20 protein-coding genes are annotated in these 17,159 nt (G+C 64.4%); 2 read left to right on the top strand and 18 right to left on the bottom strand.

All coding sequences use genetic code 11. The features are described 5' to 3' along the window. Positions 1–11 precede the first annotated feature (11 nt). From P1K30_RS08860 to P1K30_RS08815, 10 genes are all read right to left on the bottom strand, one after another. On the bottom strand, positions 12–596 hold the full coding sequence (locus P1K30_RS08860) for a tetratricopeptide repeat protein (RefSeq protein ID WP_275632360.1): 585 nt from the start codon (positions 594–596) through the stop codon (positions 12–14). A gap of 13 nt (positions 597–609) precedes the next feature. Next, the gene (locus P1K30_RS08855; protein ID WP_275632359.1) at positions 610–1,572 is read right to left on the bottom strand and encodes a type II secretion system F family protein; all 963 of its coding nucleotides are present in this window, start codon (positions 1,570–1,572) and stop codon (positions 610–612) included. A 12-nt stretch (positions 1,573–1,584) separates the two neighbouring features. Then, positions 1,585–2,553 (bottom strand): type II secretion system F family protein, encoded by a 969-nt coding sequence (locus P1K30_RS08850; RefSeq protein ID WP_275632358.1) that lies wholly within the window; start codon positions 2,551–2,553, stop codon positions 1,585–1,587. 3 nt (positions 2,554–2,556) lie between these two features. After that, on the bottom strand, positions 2,557–4,023 hold the full coding sequence (locus P1K30_RS08845) for a TadA family conjugal transfer-associated ATPase (RefSeq protein WP_275632357.1): 1,467 nt from the start codon (positions 4,021–4,023) through the stop codon (positions 2,557–2,559). Positions 4,024–4,050: 27 nt separating this feature from the next. Further along, complete coding sequence (locus tag P1K30_RS08840; RefSeq protein WP_275632356.1) at positions 4,051–5,298, bottom strand: CpaE/TadZ family protein; 1,248 nt, start codon at positions 5,296–5,298, stop codon at positions 4,051–4,053. A gap of 382 nt (positions 5,299–5,680) precedes the next feature. After that, positions 5,681–6,334, bottom strand: coding sequence for an OmpA family protein (locus tag P1K30_RS08835; protein WP_275632355.1), 654 nt, complete (start codon positions 6,332–6,334; stop codon positions 5,681–5,683). Between the two features lie 6 nt (positions 6,335–6,340). Beyond that, positions 6,341–7,747, bottom strand: coding sequence for a type II and III secretion system protein family protein (locus tag P1K30_RS08830; RefSeq protein ID WP_275632354.1), 1,407 nt, complete (start codon positions 7,745–7,747; stop codon positions 6,341–6,343). A gap of 207 nt (positions 7,748–7,954) precedes the next feature. Then, positions 7,955–8,815, bottom strand: a complete 861-nt coding sequence (gene cpaB, locus P1K30_RS08825; RefSeq protein ID WP_275632353.1) for a Flp pilus assembly protein CpaB — start codon at positions 8,813–8,815, stop codon at positions 7,955–7,957. 245 nt (positions 8,816–9,060) lie between these two features. Further along, on the bottom strand, positions 9,061–9,255 hold the full coding sequence (locus P1K30_RS08820; protein ID WP_275632352.1) for a Flp family type IVb pilin: 195 nt from the start codon (positions 9,253–9,255) through the stop codon (positions 9,061–9,063). Positions 9,256–9,473: 218 nt separating this feature from the next. Continuing rightward, positions 9,474–9,668, bottom strand: a complete 195-nt coding sequence (locus tag P1K30_RS08815; protein WP_275632351.1) for a Flp family type IVb pilin — start codon at positions 9,666–9,668, stop codon at positions 9,474–9,476. 354 nt (positions 9,669–10,022) lie between these two features. Between P1K30_RS08815 and P1K30_RS08810 the strand changes: the two genes are divergently transcribed. Both P1K30_RS08810 and P1K30_RS08805 read left to right on the top strand, forming a co-directional pair. Beyond that, positions 10,023–10,844 (top strand): lytic transglycosylase domain-containing protein, encoded by an 822-nt coding sequence (locus P1K30_RS08810; RefSeq protein ID WP_275632800.1) that lies wholly within the window; start codon positions 10,023–10,025, stop codon positions 10,842–10,844. Beyond that, positions 10,837–12,270, top strand: a complete 1,434-nt coding sequence (locus P1K30_RS08805) for a UbiA family prenyltransferase (RefSeq protein WP_275632350.1) — start codon at positions 10,837–10,839, stop codon at positions 12,268–12,270. The genes P1K30_RS08810 and P1K30_RS08805 overlap by 8 nt, the downstream gene beginning before the upstream one ends. A gap of 46 nt (positions 12,271–12,316) precedes the next feature. On the opposite strand, the gene rimM is transcribed toward P1K30_RS08805, so the two are convergent. From rimM to ffh, 8 genes are read right to left on the bottom strand one after another with little or no spacing between them, the layout of a single operon-like run. Continuing rightward, complete coding sequence (rimM, locus tag P1K30_RS08800; protein ID WP_275632349.1) at positions 12,317–12,832, bottom strand: ribosome maturation factor RimM; 516 nt, start codon at positions 12,830–12,832, stop codon at positions 12,317–12,319. Beyond that, entirely contained in the window at positions 12,829–12,996 is a 168-nt protein-coding gene (locus P1K30_RS08795) for a hypothetical protein (protein ID WP_275632348.1), read from the bottom strand. The genes rimM and P1K30_RS08795 overlap by 4 nt, the downstream gene beginning before the upstream one ends. A 15-nt stretch (positions 12,997–13,011) precedes the next feature. After that, a complete protein-coding gene (rpsP, locus tag P1K30_RS08790; RefSeq protein ID WP_275632347.1) occupies positions 13,012–13,407 on the bottom strand; it encodes a 30S ribosomal protein S16 in 396 nt (131 codons plus the stop codon). Positions 13,408–13,454: 47 nt separating this feature from the next. Beyond that, complete coding sequence (locus P1K30_RS08785; RefSeq protein ID WP_275632346.1) at positions 13,455–13,751, bottom strand: chorismate mutase; 297 nt, start codon at positions 13,749–13,751, stop codon at positions 13,455–13,457. Beyond that, entirely contained in the window at positions 13,748–14,332 is a 585-nt protein-coding gene (locus P1K30_RS08780; RefSeq protein WP_275632345.1) for a GNAT family N-acetyltransferase, read from the bottom strand. The genes P1K30_RS08785 and P1K30_RS08780 overlap by 4 nt, the downstream gene beginning before the upstream one ends. Further along, on the bottom strand, positions 14,329–14,898 hold the full coding sequence (locus P1K30_RS08775; protein WP_275632344.1) for a GNAT family N-acetyltransferase: 570 nt from the start codon (positions 14,896–14,898) through the stop codon (positions 14,329–14,331). Before P1K30_RS08775 ends, P1K30_RS08780 begins: the two co-directional genes overlap by 4 nt. Then, positions 14,895–15,446 (bottom strand): GNAT family N-acetyltransferase, encoded by a 552-nt coding sequence (locus P1K30_RS08770; protein WP_275632343.1) that lies wholly within the window; start codon positions 15,444–15,446, stop codon positions 14,895–14,897. The genes P1K30_RS08775 and P1K30_RS08770 overlap by 4 nt, the downstream gene beginning before the upstream one ends. Beyond that, positions 15,443–16,960 (bottom strand): signal recognition particle protein, encoded by a 1,518-nt coding sequence (gene ffh / locus P1K30_RS08765; RefSeq protein WP_275632342.1) that lies wholly within the window; start codon positions 16,958–16,960, stop codon positions 15,443–15,445. The genes P1K30_RS08770 and ffh overlap by 4 nt, the downstream gene beginning before the upstream one ends. Positions 16,961–17,159 lie beyond the last annotated feature (199 nt).

Raw genomic sequence — 17,159 nt, 5'->3', positions numbered from 1 at the left:
TTGGCGTCCTTTTACTGCTCGTTTTCCGCCTCTGGAGTGGAGAGAAGCAGGTATTCACCGCCTCCCCGCCGGACCAGGGCGAATTGGGTATTGTTTTCTTGATCGTAGTCCGGATTGTCCATTTTTGCGAGTGCTAAGCGCAAATTGTCCCGAATAGCGGCGCTTTCGCCGTTATCCAGCGCGAATGCGGTATGAAAGACACGCTCGGCCTCGGGAATCTGGTTCAGTTCCATCAGCACGACGCCAAGGTTGTTCCATGCTGGGACGAAGGTCTGATCCTCTTCGACCGCCCGGCGCAGGATCTGCTCGGCCTGATTCAGGCGCCCCAGCCGCAGGTTGGCAGAGCCGATCGCCGACAGGACGTCGACGTTCAGACCCTGATCGGCGGCGGCGCGGTAATAGGCGCGCAGGGCCAGTTCGTATTCGCCCGACGCCATCAGGCGGTGCCCCACCAGCAAGCCGTCGACATCCTCGCCGCTGCCGTCCACGGACGGCGCGTACAATCCGTCCCCGTCTCCGGGTGCGCGCTGACCGCCCGGTGAACAGGCGGTCAGCGCGAAGATGACCAGGATAATCCCCGGCCAGCGATATGACATTGCAGTGCCCTGCCTAGTAACCTGTCTGCGTCGCCGTCAGCGTCAGGTAGATGCCGTAGACCGAGGGGCCCACGAGGATCACCAGAAGCGGCGGAACCGTAAGCATCATTGTGGCAAGGGTCATCTTGGTGGGCAAGGTGTTGGCTTTCTCTTCGGCCCGCATCACGCGTTTGTCACGCATCTCGGCCGAGAAGACCCGCAGCGCCTCGGCGATCGAGGTACCGAAGCTGGCGGATTGGATCAGCACGGTCACGAAGCTGGCCACGTCCGATACGCCGCAGCGTTCCGACATATCGCGCAGGACCGAAATGCGGTCCTTACCGGCTTTCATCTCTTGGCTGACGGTGTCGAACTCGTCCGCCAGCGCCGGATAGCCTGCACGGATCTCACGCGCCACGCGCAGGATCGCCTGATCAAGCGACTGGCCCGCTTCGACGCAGACCAGCATCATGTCGAGCGAATCCGGGAAGCCGTTGATGATCTCTTCCTCGCGGGCCGCCACGCGGCGGGTGACCCAGTACTTCGGGGCCATATAGCCCGCGGCGCCGGGGATTAGGATCGACAGGATGATCTGCTGCGTCGTCGGGTCCTGCGTCATCTGCAGCAGCAGGGCATAGGCCGTGCCAAGCACAAGGCCGCCAGCGCCAAGGGCGAACTGGGCAAAGTGGTACATCCGCACCGCGTTCTTTTGCCGGTAACCGGCGCGAAGCAGCTTCAGCTGGATGGCCGAGTATTCCTCGGCGTCCTTCGGTTCGAGGAAGTCGGAGTATTTCTCCAGCTTGTCCTTCTTGGTCTGCGCGCGAAGCTGTGCCTCGGGGCGCGCATTCGGTGTCTGCGCCTGTTCCTTCAGCCGGTCCAGCGGGTCCTTCTGTTTCCGCAGAAAGACGGGCAGGGCGATCAGGATCAGCAGGATGCCAAGGAACCCGGCGGCCAGAAGCGGGCCGAGAGGGCCGAATGTTTCGGTCAGAAAGCTCATTGCCGTTGCTCCTCAGACCTTGATGTTGACCAGCATCTTCATGACGAAGACGTTGGCGATCAGGAAGCCCGCGACCACAAGACAGGCGGGAATGAACACCGGGGTGCCCATCACCTGATCATAGTAGTTCGGCTGCGCGACGTTGATGCCGACCAGCGCCAGCAGCGGGAAGCCCGACAGGAACTTGCCCGACCATTTCGCTTCGGCGGTGATGGCGGTCACTCGGCGGAACAGCTTGAACCGCGAGCGGATCACCTTCGCCAGACCTTCGAGGATCTCGGCAAGGTTACCACCCGAGGTCTGCTGGATCGTCACGGCGACCGCGAGGAAGCGAAGGTCCTGCATGTCCAGCCGTTCGGCCATCGCCTTCAGTGCCTCGCCCACGTCCCGGCCATAGGCGGATTCGTCGGCGATCATGCCCATCTCGGTGCCAAGCGGGTCGGGGACCTCTTTGGCGACGATGTTCAGGGCCGAGCTGAACGGGTGGCCGACGCGCAGGCTGCGGACCATCAGTTCCACCGCGTCGGGAAGCTGCTCTTCCAGCAGCTTCATGCGCTTGGTGGCCTTGTTGTTGATCCAGACATAGACCGCGCCGATGCCCATCAGCACCGACACGCCAAGGCGGATCTGGATCGAGGCGCCGGTGCCGATGGTCAGGCCGACGAAGGCCACCGCCGACAGCAGAAACATCACCAGAACCAGCTGAATCGGGGTGAAGGCGATGTTCGCCTTCTGCGCCTTTTCCGCAAGGATCGCGTACAGCGGGATCGTCCGAGACTTCAGGTGCTGCGACATCTCCTTGCGGAGCTGTTCCAGCACCTGTTCGCGGCCGACGCCTTTTTCCAGCATTTCCATCCGGCGGTTCAGCCGGCTGTTCAGGCTGATCGATTTGCCGAAGACGGTCAGGTAGATGCCTTCGACAAGAACCAGCACGGCCACGAAGATCAGGCCGTAGATGATCAGTTCTATGGGGACGCCCATGAATTACAGTCCTACAGAAGGTTCGAAGATCTGCGGCGGCAGGTCGTAGCCCCACTGCCGGAAACGCTCCGAGTAGTGCGACCGCACGCCGGTCGCTGTGAATTGCCCGATGATCTTCCCGTTCGGTTCCAGGCCAAGGCGCTGGTACCGGAAGATCTCTTGCATCGAGATGACTTCCCCTTCCATCCCGGTGATCTCTGTAATCGAGACCATCCGGCGCGAGCCGTCCTGCAGACGGCTTGCCTGCACGATCAAGTTGACGGCCGATGCGATCTGAGAGCGCACCGCCTTCAGCGGCATCTCGATCCCGGCCATCGCGATCATGTTTTCAAGACGCGAAACACCGTCGCGGGCGCTGTTCGCGTGGATCGTGGTCATCGACCCGTCGTGGCCGGTGTTCATGGCCTGCAGCATGTCGATGACTTCCTCGCCACGCGTTTCGCCGACGATGATCCGGTCCGGACGCATCCGCAGGGCGTTGCGCAAACAGTCGCGCTGGGTGACGGCGCCCTTGCCTTCGACGTTGGCGGGGCGGCTTTCCATCCGGCCGACGTGGGTCTGCTGCAGCTGAAGTTCCGCGGTGTCCTCGATCGTCAGGATCCGCTCGCTGTCGTCGATGAAGGACGACAGGGCGTTCAGCGTGGTCGTTTTACCGGAACCCGTACCGCCCGAGACGATGACGTTCAGACGGCAGGCCACCGCCGCCTCGAGGTACATCGCCATGTCCTCGGAAAAGGCGCCGAAGCCCACCAGATCGCGGATGCCCAGCTTGTCCTTCTTGAACTTACGAATGGACACCAGCGACCCGTCGACCGCGATCGGCGGAACCATCGCGTTGAAACGCGAACCGTCGGACAGACGGGCGTCGACATACGGGTTCGATTCATCGACGCGGCGACCCACGGCGGACACGATCTTGTCGATGATCCGCAGAAGGTGGCGTTCGTCCTTGAAGGTGATGTCGGTCAACTGCAGCTTGCCCGCGCGTTCCACGAAGATCTGCTGCGGCCCGTTGACCAGAATATCGTTGACGCTGTCGTCCTGCAGCAGCGCCTCTAGCGGGCCAAGGCCCGTCACCTCGTTGTAGAGGTCCTTGATCAGCGTCGTGCGCTCGTCCTTGTTCAGAACGATCGACAGCTCTTCCAGCGCCTCGGCAGAGATCGCGGCGATCTCTTGGCGCAGGTCCGCCTCGGACGCGTGTTCCAGCGCCGCAAGGTTCAGGTTGTCGAGCAGACGCTTGTGCAGCTCGACCTTGATCTCGCCGATCCGCTCTTTGCGCTTGCGCTCTTTGTCGGCAGGAGAGGGCGCGGCGGGGGCTTGCCGCGCGGCCTGCTTGGGGGTCGGAGCTGCCGCCTTCGGGGCAGCTTTCGGAGGCGCCTTCGCCGGCGCGGCCGCTGCCGCCTCGGCGGTGGCTTCGGCCTTTACGGGCTTGGCAGTCTCGGTCGTTTTCTTGCTGTACCGGGCAAACACGTGGCAGCTCTCCCGAAAGGGTTCTGGTTACTCGGCCTCTAGTGCGGCCTGTTCGATATTGTGCTGGTGGATCGACCCGGCGAGCTTCGCGATCTCTTTGCGCAGCGGGTTCTTCGCGGCGCTCGCGGCAAGCGGCGTGCCGTGGTCGCAGGACTGCATCACCTGCTTGCCGCCGTCGGGCATCAGGATCTCGATGTCGATGTCCAGGCTTTCGGCCATCCGCTTGACCCGGCTCTTGCCGGTCAGGTCGGTGAACTTCGGCGACCGGTTCAGGATATAGCGCAGCTTCTGGTGCGGCAGATCCTCGGACTTCAGCGCCCGCAGCATCCGCAAGGCGTTCTGCGCCGACCGCATGTCCAGTTCCAGCGCGGTCAGGTAGACGTGGCTTTCGTTCAGCACCGTCTCTGTCCAGTTCACCACGGTCGTCGGCATGTCGATCACGACGTAGTCGAAGTTCGCCGTCGCCACCTCCAGCAACCGCTCGATGTCCTCGGGGCCGATGAAATCAAGCGGCAGGATATCGGCGGGGGCCGTTAGGACGTGCATCTTGTCCTGATACGACGCAAGCGCGTGGACGAAGGCCTCGCTGTCCATCGACGCGGTGTCGGACAAAAGCTCGTACACCGCTTCGCGGCGCGGCAGGTCGAGGTAGGTCGAGACCGAACCGAACTGCAGGTCGAGGTCCAGCATGGCGACCCGGGGCGGCTTCTTGTCGTCGACGTTCGCCAGTTCCCACGCAAGGTTGGTCGCCACGGTGGTCGCGCCGACACCGCCGGCAAGCCCGTGGACCGTCACGATAACGCCGTTGCGGTCGTGTTTGCTGGGGTGCGCCGTGTTCAGGTTCGCGATCTCGCCGCCGGTCGGTTCCGGCTTGCGCAGCCGTTCGATGGCGTCATGCAGCGTCCCCTCTGGCAGCGGGTAGGGGCAAAATTCTCGCGCCCCAAGCCGCAGCAGCTGGTGCAGCGCGATGGGGCTGACGTTTTCGGCGATCAATATCACCTTCAGCCCGTTCGCGTTCGCGGTCTCGATCAGGTCGGCGATACCGGCAAGGTTGGTCTCGTCCTGGTCGTCGATCGCAATCGCAACGAATTCCATAAATTTAGCGTCTGGCTGGGTAAAAAACACCCGCGCGTCGTCGAATGACAGGTCACCCCAGGCTTCGCCCAGTTCGGTTTCCATGTCCTCGATGAGAAGATCGAACTTCTGCACGTCACGCGCGACGGTGCACGCGAGGATCGGCTCCGGATCGCTCTGCAAGGCCGCGTTTGAACTCATCGTCAAAATCCCTTCTGCCCGATGCGACCGGATAGGCGCACGTTCCTGCACCCCGGCTGCACCGGAATTCGGCCCCCCTCGGGCCGAAAGCACTGCTCCGATGGTGTTAATCTGCTGAGAAATGTGGGCGAGATTGCGGCCAAAAAATCATCATTATTCGGTCTTTTGGAACGGACCCGGCCAGACCGGCGGATTGTTCCTGACCTGATGAAACAGGCTGTCGCGGATGGAAGGCGGGCCGCCCTTTTACAAAGGCGGCCCGAGTTCGCTGTCCCTTGCGGCCGTTTTCGGCCCTTGTTGCGCCGTTCCCGGCGATGGCCCCCGCGCCGTCCTGGCGGCGCAACCCTTCGGAAGGGTGGGGAAAAGTCTGTTCGACCGGGTCTTAGAAGTCCGCTTCCACAGAGCCGCCGGTCGGGATCTCGGTCGCGCTGTCGACGTATTCGCGGAATATGACTTCGGCGTATTTTCCGTTCAGCACCAGCGGATGGTTCTTGACGAAGCCAGTCACTTCGGTCACCGCGCGGCGGTTCCGCATCTCGGGCTGCTCGGTGTAGATGATCGGCTGCGTCTCGCCGAAGGACACCATTGCCTCCAGGCGCGAGCGGCTGATTCCGCGGCTTACAAGGTAGTTGACCACCGCGTTGGCGCGGCGCAGGCCAAGCGACTTGTTGTAGGCCTGCGATCCGACAAGGTCGGTGTGGCCGTAGACGCGGAAGCGAACCTCGGGGAACTGCGCGATCCAGCGGGCCTGCGCGTCCAGCGCAAGCCGGGCGGCGTTGTCGATCTGGGACGAGTTGAACGCGAACTCGACGACGGTGGGGACCTCGCGGTTGAACCGGGCATTCAGGTTCATGACGTAGGACAGGTCACCGTTGTGGATGCCGACGTTGTTCATCGTCGGGTTGCCGAAACCGCCTTCGTCGATCTCGGCACCGGCTTCGTTGTACCAGCTGGAAAAGACCTTGCGGTCACCGCACGCGCCAAGGGCCAGAAGGCTGGTCGCGGCGAGAAGGATCTTGGTGCGTGTGCGTGCCATTCGTCCTTACTCCATCACATAGCCGTAGGATCCGTCGAAGTCCTGCTGCGAGACTTCTCCGGCCGGTCCGGGCGTGGGGCCATTGGGGTTGCCGACGGTCTTGCCGAACAGGAACAGTTCGGATTCGGTCGGCGGGCGGATGCGGTCGGTCGGAAGCGCCAGGGCGTCTCCGCGCGTCGGGGTCACAAGGTGCGGGGTGATGATGATCACCAGTTCGCTCTGCGACCGCTGGTAGCTGGCCGAGCGGAACAGCGAGCCCAGCACGGGCACGTCACCCAGCCACGGCACCTGACTGTTCAGGTCCTCGAAGTCGTCTTGCAGCAGGCCGGCGATGGCGAAGCTTTCCCCGTCGCGCATCTCGACCACGGTCGAGGTTTCGCGGCGCCGGAAGGCGTTCACAGAGATGCCCGACTGTTCCACAGTGATCGACGGGTCGATGCCCGACACGGCGGCGTTGAGCTGCAGGTTGATGCGGTCCTTGTCCACCACGCGCGGGGTGAACTGAAGCTCGATGCCGAAGGGCTTGTACTCGATGGTGACCGAGCCGTCGTTGTCGACGACCGGGATCGGGTATTCGCCACCGGCGAGGAAGCTGGCTTCCTGCCCGGACAGGGCGGTCAGATTCGGTTCCGCAAGCGTGCGGACGACGCCCTTGCTTTCCAGAGCTTCCAGAAGGATGCCGAATTCGAACGACCCCGCCGAGAACCCCAGCGCCAGCGCGCCGTTGGTGCCGGCCGTGACTTCGATCGGGTTGCCAAGGCCGTTGTCGCCGTCCAGCCAAGTGCCGGTTTCACTGGCGACGCCGAAGTCGGTGCCACCGTTGATCGCCAGCGAGGACGACAGGCTTTTCGAAACCGACCGTTCCATTTCGGCGAAGCGGACCTTCAGCATCACCTGGTGGGTGCCGCCGACGACCATAAGGTTCGACACGCGATCCGGGGCGTAGCGGTTGGCAAGGTCCAGCGCGCGGTCGAGCTTTTCGATGCTGGACACCACGCCCGACAGGACGATGCCGTCGTTCGCGGTGCGCACCTCGATCTGCTCGCCGGGCAGGATCTGCTGCAGGCGCTCTTTGAACTCGGCGACGTCGGGCGCGACCTGCACCTCGACGTTGGCGATCAGGTCGCCTTCGACACCCAGCAGGGTCAGCGTGGTGCGCCCCGGTGCCTTACCGAGCACATAGATCGTGCGGTCGGAGAGTGTGGAGATATCCGCGATGGAGGGGTTCGCGATCGAAAGTTCCGCGAAGGGAACGTCGCTTTCCACCACAACGGCCCTGTTCATCGGAACGTTGAGACTGCCAGAGGCAGCCCCTCGCAGCACACGAAGATTCTGTGCCGATGCTTCCGGGACGGATGTGCTCAGGACGGACAGCCCCAACAGGGCCATCCCAAGGTATTTCGCAATGTGCATGTGACCTGCCTCTATGATCACTCAAGTCCCGGTCGTTGCGCCGGATTAAGGGAAAGGTGCAGGAAATTTAGAATTTAATCAATAATCAAGTATTTGGAGAGCAAATCTTATGTGGATATATCGCAACAGAATCGCTTAATTTGTTCATATTCAACGCAACAGGCCCCGCATATTGCGGGGCCCTTGAATGTTCGAATCGTGTTGGTATCAGTTCGTGCAGGGGATCGGCGTCTCGATGTACTGACCGCCGCGGCTGACGCGGATGGTGCAGACCTCGGGGACTTCGATGACCTCGGCCACCTCGGGCTCGGGTTCCTCTTCGACGATCTCTTCGATGCCAAGCAGACGGTTCTGGTCAACCTCTACCTCGCTGTCGATGATGGTGTTGTCGGTGGCGCCAAGCAGGGACAGCGACAGGCGGCCCGAGCTTTGCGCCTGCGCCAGCGCGGCGACCTCGACCGGCGATGCCTCGACCGTGACGGTGCGCGCGATGGTGGGCGCGGCCCGTTCGCCGTCGGCGGTCTGGTCCACGGCAACAAGGGTCACGCCGGACATGATCAGCTTGGTCACGTCGCGGTCGCCGCCACCAGAACGGCCCGGCAGGCGGCCCGTCCAGTAAACATCGACCCGGTCACCCGGACGCAGGAAGCCGGACACGCCGGATGCGACGTCGACCTTGATGGCGAAGGCGCGCATGCCCTTCGTCAGTCGGGTGCTGACGCCCGCGTCCTGCCCGGGCTCGGTGATCTTCACCACCATAAGCGGTTCGTCTTTTTCAATCGTGCGCAGCGCGACCCGGAATACCTCGGGGCCCTTGCTGAACACGGCGTCGACCGAGGGGAACGCCCCCTCGGGGATCGACGAGGCCGGCCATCTGATCACGCGGATGTCGTCAGCCTGAATCGGCTCGCCGTATTTCAGCTGCTTGTTCGCGACGACCACGTCGACCGTGGGCACGATCTGATCGCGCGCGACGCGTTCGCTTTCCAGGTAATCCTTGGCCATGTACACGGCAAAGCTCGCAAGTCCGAGACCCGCGATCAGTACCAGTCCGAAAATCGCTCTCATTCCGGTCCCTTTCCCAAAAGGCACTTGCACACCGCGCGACGGCGCGGCGGACGTAACTTTCCCCTATCCGACAAAGGTTGCTTTCTGATTGCGGCGAAAGCGTGCAGGGGCCACGGCGAAGCTGTGATTTCTCCACGCTCCGGTAACAGTCGCGCGATCCTTGACGTAATGGACCGGCGGTTCCGGTAGCGGGCAGAGGGGTCGGCGCGGTGCGGCGCCAACCCGGTCGATCCGGAGGGGCCGGATCAGTAGGTCGTCTTGATGCCCTGCGACGACAGGTGCGACCCGATGGTCTGGCCATAGTCATCGGTGGCGCCGCCGACGGTGGTCAGGACCGCGATGCCAAGGCCGACGATGGCGGCGGTCAGCACGACCCAGTCAACGGTCACGGCACCGGCCTCTTCCCGGTCGAACCGGCGGATCAGGCGTAGGATCTTCATAATGTCATGCTCCGAATTCTGCTCAATATTGTGCTCCGCCCTTCTGATCGGGCGACTGGTCGCGAGCATGGCGCGCCAAATACGGCGGGAATTGGGCAATTCGGGAACAATGCCGACCTGCCGGGCCAGACTTGTGTTCCGGCGGCAACAATTCAGGTCGGTAAGAAGAAGGCCGCGCCCCCGGTGGGACGCGGCCTTTTCGGTAATCGCTGAGACGATCAGTAGGTCGTCTTGATGCCCTGCGAGGACAGGTGCGAGCCGATGGTCTGGCCATAGTCGTCGGTGGCGCCACCAACGGTGGTCAGGACGGCGATGCCGAGGCCAACGATGGCAGCGGTCAGCACGACCCAGTCGACGGTCACGGCGCCATCTTCGTCGGCGCGGAAGCGATTGATCAGGTTGAACAGTTTCATGGTTTTCTCTCTCTCCAAAGAAGCTAAGACGCTTGTCTCGATTACCGCCACAAGCGTCGGGAAAATTCTTAACCCGTTGCCCGTCTTGGCATGGTGTCATTACACTTTTGGATTTGGGCGACACTGTGTCTGGCGTCGTACATTTTCGGCCCGGCCACATGGAATTTTAAGGGAAGCCTGAACCGGCATTATTCCGCCCGTATCGCCATCAAACGCGGTGCGGTTGGGGAGCAGAATGTCAATTTTGACACATCGGCGGTTCAATCCCTGTGTTCCGGGGTGAAGAACTGGCCTTGCATCATGGCTTTTGCAATGCAGAAGCAGGGCAGTTACGGGGCAGGGCGCACCCGCATGATGAAAATCATTCCGATACTGGCAATTGCCGGCGCCGCGGCGCTGTTGCCTGCCGGTGTGTTCGCCCAAGACCCGCCCGCTTTCCGGGATTTCACCTTCAAGCGGGTCAAACCGCCCTCTGGCGCGGGGCCCCGCATCAATATCCAGATCGAACCCCAGCCCGATCTGCCCAAGGCGCCCGACCCGGAGCCCGAGGCCGAAGTGGCCGCGCCGCCGGTCAGCGGGGCCTTCGCGTGGTACTGGGAGAAGGTCCGGCCAGAGCTGGAAGCCGCCGGACCCGGTCGGCTTGAAACCGCGCTGAACGAGCTGGTGAACGGCCCCGGCGTTCCCACGCCCCGGTTGGCGTCGATGCAGAAGATCGCCGACCTTTATGGCCGCGAGATCCTTGCCGCCACCATCGGGACCAAGGTGTCGCCGGCTTTGGTGCTGGCGGTGATCGGAATCGAAAGCTCGGGCCGGGTGGATGCGATCAGCGGCAAGGGCGCCACCGGGCTGATGCAGCTGATGCCTGCCACGGCTGAACGGTTCGGGACCACCGACATCACCGACCCGGCCGACAACATCCGAGGCGGGGTCGCCTATCTTGACTGGCTGATGGGCGAGTTTGGCGAGGACCCGCTGCTGGTGCTGGCGGGCTATAACGCGGGCGAGGGCGCGGTGTGGAAGCACAACGGCGTCCCGCCCTATGACGAGACGCGGGCCTATGTGCCCAAGGTGCTTGCAGCATGGACGGTGGCGCGGGGCCTGTGCCAATCGCCGCCGATGTTCGTCAGCGACCCCTGCGCGTTGCGTATCGTGGACAGGATTGCCGCCGATGAGTGAAGAAAGGCCGCTGGTGCTGGACGTGGATGGCACGTTCCTGCGCACGGACATGCTGTACGAATGTTTCTGGGGCGGCCTTGGCCGCGACCCGATCCAGACGATCAAGACCGCCGCCACGCATTTCAACGACCGTTCGGTTCTGAAACGGCGCATGGCCGAGATCGCGTCGCCGCGCACCGACCTGCTGCCGGTGAACGAAGACGTCCGCCAGCTTGCCCTGAAGGCGCAGGCGGAAGGACGCGAGGTGGTGCTTGCCTCGGCCTCGGACAGCGCGCTGGTGCAGGCCGTCGCGCGCGAGCATGGGCTGTCGGGGCGGGTTTTCGCGTCCGAGCCGGGCCATAACCTGAAGGGCGCAGCCAAGGCCGACGCGCTGGTCGAGGCCTATGGCGAGGGCGGCTTCGACTATGCCGGCAACGAGCCGGTGGACAAGGCGATCTGGGACCGCGCCCACGGTGCGGTGATCGTGGGGGACTACCCCGAAATTGCCGCCGAGCTGGAAGCCAAGGGCAAACAGGTCACCCGGATCGACGACGGCTGGACCGCGCGCGGCCTGCTCAAGGCGCTGCGGCCGCACCAGTGGGTGAAGAACATCCTGCTGATGGTGCCGATGATCGCGTCGCACTATTTCGACTGGTCGACGGTGTTCACGGTGATGATGGGGATCGTGGCCTTCTCGTTCGCGGCGTCCTCGATCTATATCGTCAACGACCTGCTCGACCTCGAAGCCGACCGGCTGCACGCGACCAAGCACAGGCGCCCCTTCGCCAGCGGGCGCGTGCCGATCCGTGTCGGAATGGCGGCGTGGGCGGTGCTGACCGCGCTGGCGGTGGGCATAGGGCTGGCGATCAGCGCGGGTTTCCTGGCGGTCGTGCTGCTGTATATGCTGCTGTCGCTGAGCTATTCGCTGAAGCTAAAGCGCCTGCGCTGGGTGGACATCGCCACGCTGGCCGGGCTGTACACCCTGCGCGTCGTCGCGGGCGCGCTGGCGGTGGATGTGTACGTGTCCGGCTATCTGTTGGTGTTCATCTTCCCGACCTTCGTCACGCTGGGCTGCGTCAAGCGGCTGACAGAGGTGACGCTGGCCGTGAATGACGAACGCCTGCCGGGGCGCGGCTATGGCCGGCCCGACCGGGGCGACCTGTTGAACGTGGCGTGGCTGGGCACCTTCGGTGCGCTGCTGACGTTCTTCCTGTACACCTTCACCGAGCAGGCGCACGACCTGTACCCGACCCGCTGGTTGCTGTGGGTGGCGATGGTGCCGCTGTTCCTGTGGCTCTGGCGCATGGTGCGGCTGGGCTATCAGGGCAAGCAGGACTATGACCCCATCGTGTTCGCGCTGCGCGACAAGCACGGGCTGGGGCTGATCTTCATCATGCTGGCGATCATGTTCTATGCCGCCGGGCTGTGGCAGGTCTGGTTCGGCTAGGCCGCGCCGCAGCCGGTCTTCGGCAATGGCCCTCGGCCGCTGACGGTCAGCCCTCGGGGAACAGCCCGTCCGGCGGGTCGGCGACGATCCGGCCGCTGGTCAGGTCGACGGTGGGCACCGCCGCCATCGTGAAGGGCAACAGGACCGGTTCGGCGATGCCGGGGCCGGTGATCTCTAGCAGGTCGGTAGCGCCGTGGTTCAGCACCGCCTTCACACGTCCCAGCAGCGCGCCGCCGGTGTCGCGCACCTCTAGCCCGATCAGGTCGGCGTGATAGTATTCGTCGTCCGGCAGGACGGGCAGGGCGTCCCGGTCGGCGTACAGGCGCACGCCCTTCAGCGTATCGGCCTGTTCCTTGGTCTCGATACCCGACACACGGGCGGCGAAGCCCGTCTTGATGGCTTGGGTGATCGACACGGTAATGCTGCGGTCGCCCGCCTCGGTCCACAGGGGACCATAGTCGGCGATGGCCTCGGGCTCGGCGCAGAAGCTTTTCAGGCGCACCTCGCCACGGACCCCGAACGACCCCGCAAGGGCGCCGACACAGACACGGTTATCGGTCATGGGCGCACCTTTGGCGTCACGTCATCGGGGATCGCGGTCCGGCAGTGTGGCGAACGGTCCTTCATCGGCGCACGGCGCCCGTGGCACGCCGCGACGCCGCCCGCGATGCGGGCAACGTGCGGAAGCCGGGCGTGCGACACGCCGATGAAGGTCCGGACCGCCAAGTCAGGTCGCGCGGATTACTCCGCGCTTTCCTCTGCGGGCTCTTCTGCCGGAGCGGCAGCAGCTTCGGCTGCGGCAGCAGCTTTCGCGGCTTTCTCTTCAGCGCGCTCTTCGGCTTTCTTGCCCGGCTTCGCCTTGTTCGGGTTGCTGCGGGTCTTCTTGGTCAGGACGCCGGCGGCTTCCAGCATGCGCTGGATACGGTCGGTCGGCTGCGCGCCTTTGTCCAGCCAGTGCTGCACGCGCTCCATGTCCATCTTGACGCGGTCTTCCGAGTCTTTCGCCAGAAGCGGGTTGTAGGTGCCCAGCTTTTCGATGAAGCGGCCATCGCGCGGCATGCGCGAGTCGGTCGCAACGATCGAGTAGTGGGGGCGCTTCTTGGAGCCGCCGCGGGCCAGTCGGATCTTCATTGCCATTGTTGTTCTCCTTTGAATGGCGGTCGTTTGGCGCGAGTGATGCGCCGTCAGGATTTGTGTTTCTTGTGGTGGCGGATCACTTCCTCGATCACGAAGTTCAGGAAGGACTTCGCGAACTCGGGGTCGAGACCCGCTGATTTCGACAGCGATTCCAGCCGCGCGATCTGGATCTCTTCGCGGGCGGGGTCGCTGGGGGGCAGGTCGTGGGTGGCCTTGAGGACGCCCACTTCCTGCGTGTGCTTGAACCGTTCGGCCAGCGTATAGACAAGGATCGCGTCCAAGCGGTCGATGCTGGCGCGATGGTCGGCCAGAATTTCGGCGGCGCGGGCGGCGTCGGTGGTCATGCGGTGGCTCCGGTCAGGTCGTAACGGTAGACGTTGGTGTCGTGGCGGTCGGGGTCGGGCAGCAGGTCCTCTGCCGCCGCGTCGCGCGCGCCGCCAAGGCGCAGGGCAAGGGCGATCGACCGCGCGTTGTCGCGGGCGACGTAGCTGACCAGCGTGGTCATGCCCAGCGTCTCGTGGGCGTGGGTCATCACGGCGCGGGCCGCCTCGAAGGCAAAGCCGCGGCCTTCGAACGCCGCGTCGAACAGAAAGCCCAGTTCGGGCTCCATGTCGCCGGGTTCAAAACCGATCTGCACGAACCCGATGGCGCGGCCGCCATAGCACACCGTCCAGCAGCCGGTGCCGCGCAAGTACCATGTGCCGGTCATCTGCATGAACTCGGACCACGCGGCTTCGCGGGACATCGGACCGCCGATGCCGGCGGCGCGGCCGGACCCGGCGATTCCCGCGAACAGGTCGAAGTCATCGATCTTCGGCGCACGCAGCAGCAGGCGGTCGGTGCCCAGCACCGGGACCAAGGACTGCATCCGGCCCGCAAGGGCGGCGGCGGCGCCGGTCGGCGAGAATTCGTGCGGGTGCATCATGCGTAGGCCTCCATGCCGCCCTCGGCGTCGGTGCCGGAGGGGCGGGCGTGGCGATAAACAAGCAGGTCAGTCTCGTCGTCGGGCTGCGCGGCGGTCGGGTCGACCGTGGCGCCCATCCGCTCGGCCAAGGCAATGGACCGGGCATTGTTGGCGTCGATGTAGCTGACGCAGGTGTCCCAGCCCAGCGTGTCGAACGCATAGTCCAGCGCCGCGCGCGCGGCTTCGGCAGCATAGCCTTTGCCCTCGGCCTCGGGGGCCCAGATCGACCAGCTCATTTCGTGTTCGGGCCAGCCCTCGGGGAACCACGGGCCGATGCCGCCGATGGTCTTGCCGCTGGACCGCTCGACGATGGCGAAAATACCGCAGCCGTGGATCGCCCAGTGACCGATCAGGGATGCGAAGGCGCGCCATGCCTTGCCGCGCGGAAGTTCCGTTCCGCCGCCCACGAACGCGCCGCGGTCCGAGGTCAGGAAGTCCACGAACAGGTCGCAGTCCGACGCCTGCACCGCGCGCAGCGTCAGACGCTCTGTCTGAAGCACGGGGGTTCCGGTCAACTCGACAGTCATGCCGCCACCTCGTCAGCGGGCAACTCGACCGGGTGGCGCCAGATCTCGACCGGCTTGCCGCTGTCGGGGTCGCCGAAGGGCTGGCCGGTGTTCTTCGCGCCAAGCCGCTCTGCCAGCCGTGCCGACCGCAAGTTGCTTGTGGCGATCAGGCTGATCGCGGTGGTCCAGCCCAAAGTCTCGTACGCCCAGCGGCGCGCGGCAGAGACGGCCTCGAACGCGACGCCGCGGCCTTCGGCATTGGCGAAGACCGACCACGCAAGTTCCGGCTCGGGCCAGCCCTCGGGGTAGTACGGCCCGACGATGCCCAGCGGCTCGTCGGTGTGGCGGTCGGCGACAAGGAAGCGGCCGAAGCCGCGCAGCTGCCAATGGCCGACGATCTCTGCCATCTGGCTGAACGCGGTGTTGCGGGTGAACGGGCCGCCAAGGAAGGCGGTGCGCTCGGCATCGCCACGGAACGCCGCATAGGCCTCGAAATCCTGCCAGCGCGGGGCGCGGAGGACCAGACGCTGGGTTTCCAGCGTGGGGATATGCAGCGTGGTGCCGGTCATTTCTTCTTGCCGAAGCCCGACAGACCGGGCGGCAGGGCGGACCCGGCACCGGGCATTCCGGGGAAGCCTTTGGGCAGACCGCCCGCCATGCCGCCGGGCAGACCGCCACCGGCGCCCATCTGCTTGGCGGCGGCTTCCATCTCGGCCTCGGACGGCATTCCGGACTTGCCGAACATGCCCTTCATGGCCTGTTTCAGCATGCCGCCCTTCATCTTGCCCATCTTCTTCATCATGTCCGACATCTGCCGCTGCATTTTCAGCAGGCGGTTCAGGTCGGACACTTCCATCCCGGCACCGGCGGCGATGCGCTTTTTGCGGCTGGCCTGAAGGATCTGCGGGTTGGCGCGTTCCTTCTTGGTCATCGAGTTGATCAGGGCGATCTGCTGGCGCAGCACGGAATCGTCCATTCCGGCCTCGTCCATCTGGCCCTTCATCTTCTTCATGCCGGGCATCATCGACATGATGCCTTCCATGCCGCCCATCTTCATCATCTGCTCAAGCTGCATCTTCAGGTCGTTCATGTTGAACTGACCCTTTTGGAAGCGCTTCATCATGCGCTCGGCCTGCTCGGCCTCGATGGTCTGCTGAGCCTTTTCCACCAGCGAGACGATGTCACCCATGCCAAGGATGCGGCCCGCGATCCGCTCGGGGTGGAATTCCTCGAGCGCGTCCATCTTCTCGCCCAGGCCGACGAACTTGATCGGCTTGCCGGTGACGGCGCGCATCGACAGCGCGGCGCCGCCGCGGCCGTCGCCGTCCATCCGGGTCAGGGCGACGCCGGTGATGCCGATGTCGCGGTCGAAGGCCTCGGCGACGTTGACCGCGTCCTGACCGGTCAGACCGTCGACGACAAGGATGGTTTCACGCGGGTTGGTGATGTCGCGGACATCGGCGGCCTGCTGGATCAGCTCTTCGTCGATGTGCAGGCGGCCGGCGGTGTCCAGCATGTAGACGTCATAGCCGCCAAGGCTGGCCTGCGTCTTGGCACGCTTGGCGATCTGCTGCGCGGTCTCGCCCTTGACGATGGGCAGGGTGTCGACGCCGATCTGCTGGCCAAGGATTGCCAGCTGCTCCATCGCCGCCGGGCGGTTGGTGTCAAGCGACGCCATCAGCACGCGCTTGCCGTTGGTCTGGGTCAGGCGGCGGGCCAGCTTGGCGGTGGTCGTCGTCTTGCCCGAGCCCTGCAGGCCGACCATCAGGATCGGCGCGGGCGGGTTGTCGATCTTCAGCTCGCCGGGGTTCGCGTTGTCGCCCGCCAGCACGTCGATCAGGGCGTCGTGCACGATCTTGACGACCTGCTGGCCCGGCGTCACCGACTTGGTAACGGCCTGCCCGGTCGCCTTGTCCTGCACCGCCTTGACGAAATCGCGCGCCACCGGCAGCGAGACGTCGGCCTCCAGAAGCGCCACGCGCACTTCGCGCAGGGCGGTCTTGACGTCATCCTCGGACAGCGCCCCCTGCTTGGTGAGGCGGTCGAAGACGCCGGAGAGGCGGTCTGACAGGGTCTCGAACATGGGCCACGGGCCTTTGCGTCTTGTTTCGGTTGCTTCCCACGTAGGAAGCGATCCGGAATGCGCCAAGCGCCCCTGCGGGCGAAACTCGCTGGCAGGGGGCGATCTTTGCAACACGCAAAGACCGGAAGCTTTGGCACTTCCGGAAAGTCGTGCGGTCCTTAGGGCAGCGGGGGTGCCGGAGTCAAGGCAATAGTCCGCC

Source organism: Psychromarinibacter halotolerans (assembly GCF_029168315.1).
Lineage (GTDB): Bacteria > Pseudomonadota > Alphaproteobacteria > Rhodobacterales > Rhodobacteraceae > Psychromarinibacter > Psychromarinibacter halotolerans.
Note: the sequence above shows the minus strand (reverse complement) of the source record. Positions and strands in the feature narration are given on the sequence as shown.

Bases quoted from the DNA above. Each gene is read 5' to 3' on its own strand.
- P1K30_RS08855 (WP_275632359.1), bottom strand. From the start codon at position 1,572: ATGAGCTTTCTGACCGAAACATTCGGCCCTCTCGGCCCGCTTCTGGCC.
- P1K30_RS08835 (WP_275632355.1), bottom strand. From the start codon at position 6,334: ATGGCACGCACACGCACCAAGATCCTTCTCGCCGCGACCAGCCTTCTG.
- P1K30_RS08770 (WP_275632343.1), bottom strand. From the start codon at position 15,446: ATGACCGGCACCACGCTGCATATCCCCACGCTGGAAACCCAGCGTCTG.
- ffh (WP_275632342.1), bottom strand. From the start codon at position 16,960: ATGTTCGAGACCCTGTCAGACCGCCTCTCCGGCGTCTTCGACCGCCTC.
- P1K30_RS08840 (WP_275632356.1), bottom strand. From the start codon at position 5,298: ATGAGTTCAAACGCGGCCTTGCAGAGCGATCCGGAGCCGATCCTCGCG.
- rpsP (WP_275632347.1), bottom strand. From the start codon at position 13,407: ATGGCAATGAAGATCCGACTGGCCCGCGGCGGCTCCAAGAAGCGCCCC.
- P1K30_RS08785 (WP_275632346.1), bottom strand. From the start codon at position 13,751: ATGACCACCGACGCCGCCCGCGCCGCCGAAATTCTGGCCGACCATCGC.
- P1K30_RS08810 (WP_275632800.1), top strand. From the start codon at position 10,023: ATGAAAATCATTCCGATACTGGCAATTGCCGGCGCCGCGGCGCTGTTG.
- rimM (WP_275632349.1), bottom strand. From the start codon at position 12,832: ATGACCGATAACCGTGTCTGTGTCGGCGCCCTTGCGGGGTCGTTCGGG.
- P1K30_RS08805 (WP_275632350.1), top strand. From the start codon at position 10,837: ATGAGTGAAGAAAGGCCGCTGGTGCTGGACGTGGATGGCACGTTCCTG.
- P1K30_RS08775 (WP_275632344.1), bottom strand. From the start codon at position 14,898: ATGACTGTCGAGTTGACCGGAACCCCCGTGCTTCAGACAGAGCGTCTG.
- P1K30_RS08815 (WP_275632351.1), bottom strand. From the start codon at position 9,668: ATGAAACTGTTCAACCTGATCAATCGCTTCCGCGCCGACGAAGATGGC.
- P1K30_RS08820 (WP_275632352.1), bottom strand. From the start codon at position 9,255: ATGAAGATCCTACGCCTGATCCGCCGGTTCGACCGGGAAGAGGCCGGT.
- P1K30_RS08830 (WP_275632354.1), bottom strand. From the start codon at position 7,747: ATGCACATTGCGAAATACCTTGGGATGGCCCTGTTGGGGCTGTCCGTC.
- P1K30_RS08850 (WP_275632358.1), bottom strand. From the start codon at position 2,553: ATGGGCGTCCCCATAGAACTGATCATCTACGGCCTGATCTTCGTGGCC.
- P1K30_RS08860 (WP_275632360.1), bottom strand. From the start codon at position 596: ATGTCATATCGCTGGCCGGGGATTATCCTGGTCATCTTCGCGCTGACC.
- P1K30_RS08780 (WP_275632345.1), bottom strand. From the start codon at position 14,332: ATGATGCACCCGCACGAATTCTCGCCGACCGGCGCCGCCGCCGCCCTT.
- cpaB (WP_275632353.1), bottom strand. From the start codon at position 8,815: ATGAGAGCGATTTTCGGACTGGTACTGATCGCGGGTCTCGGACTTGCG.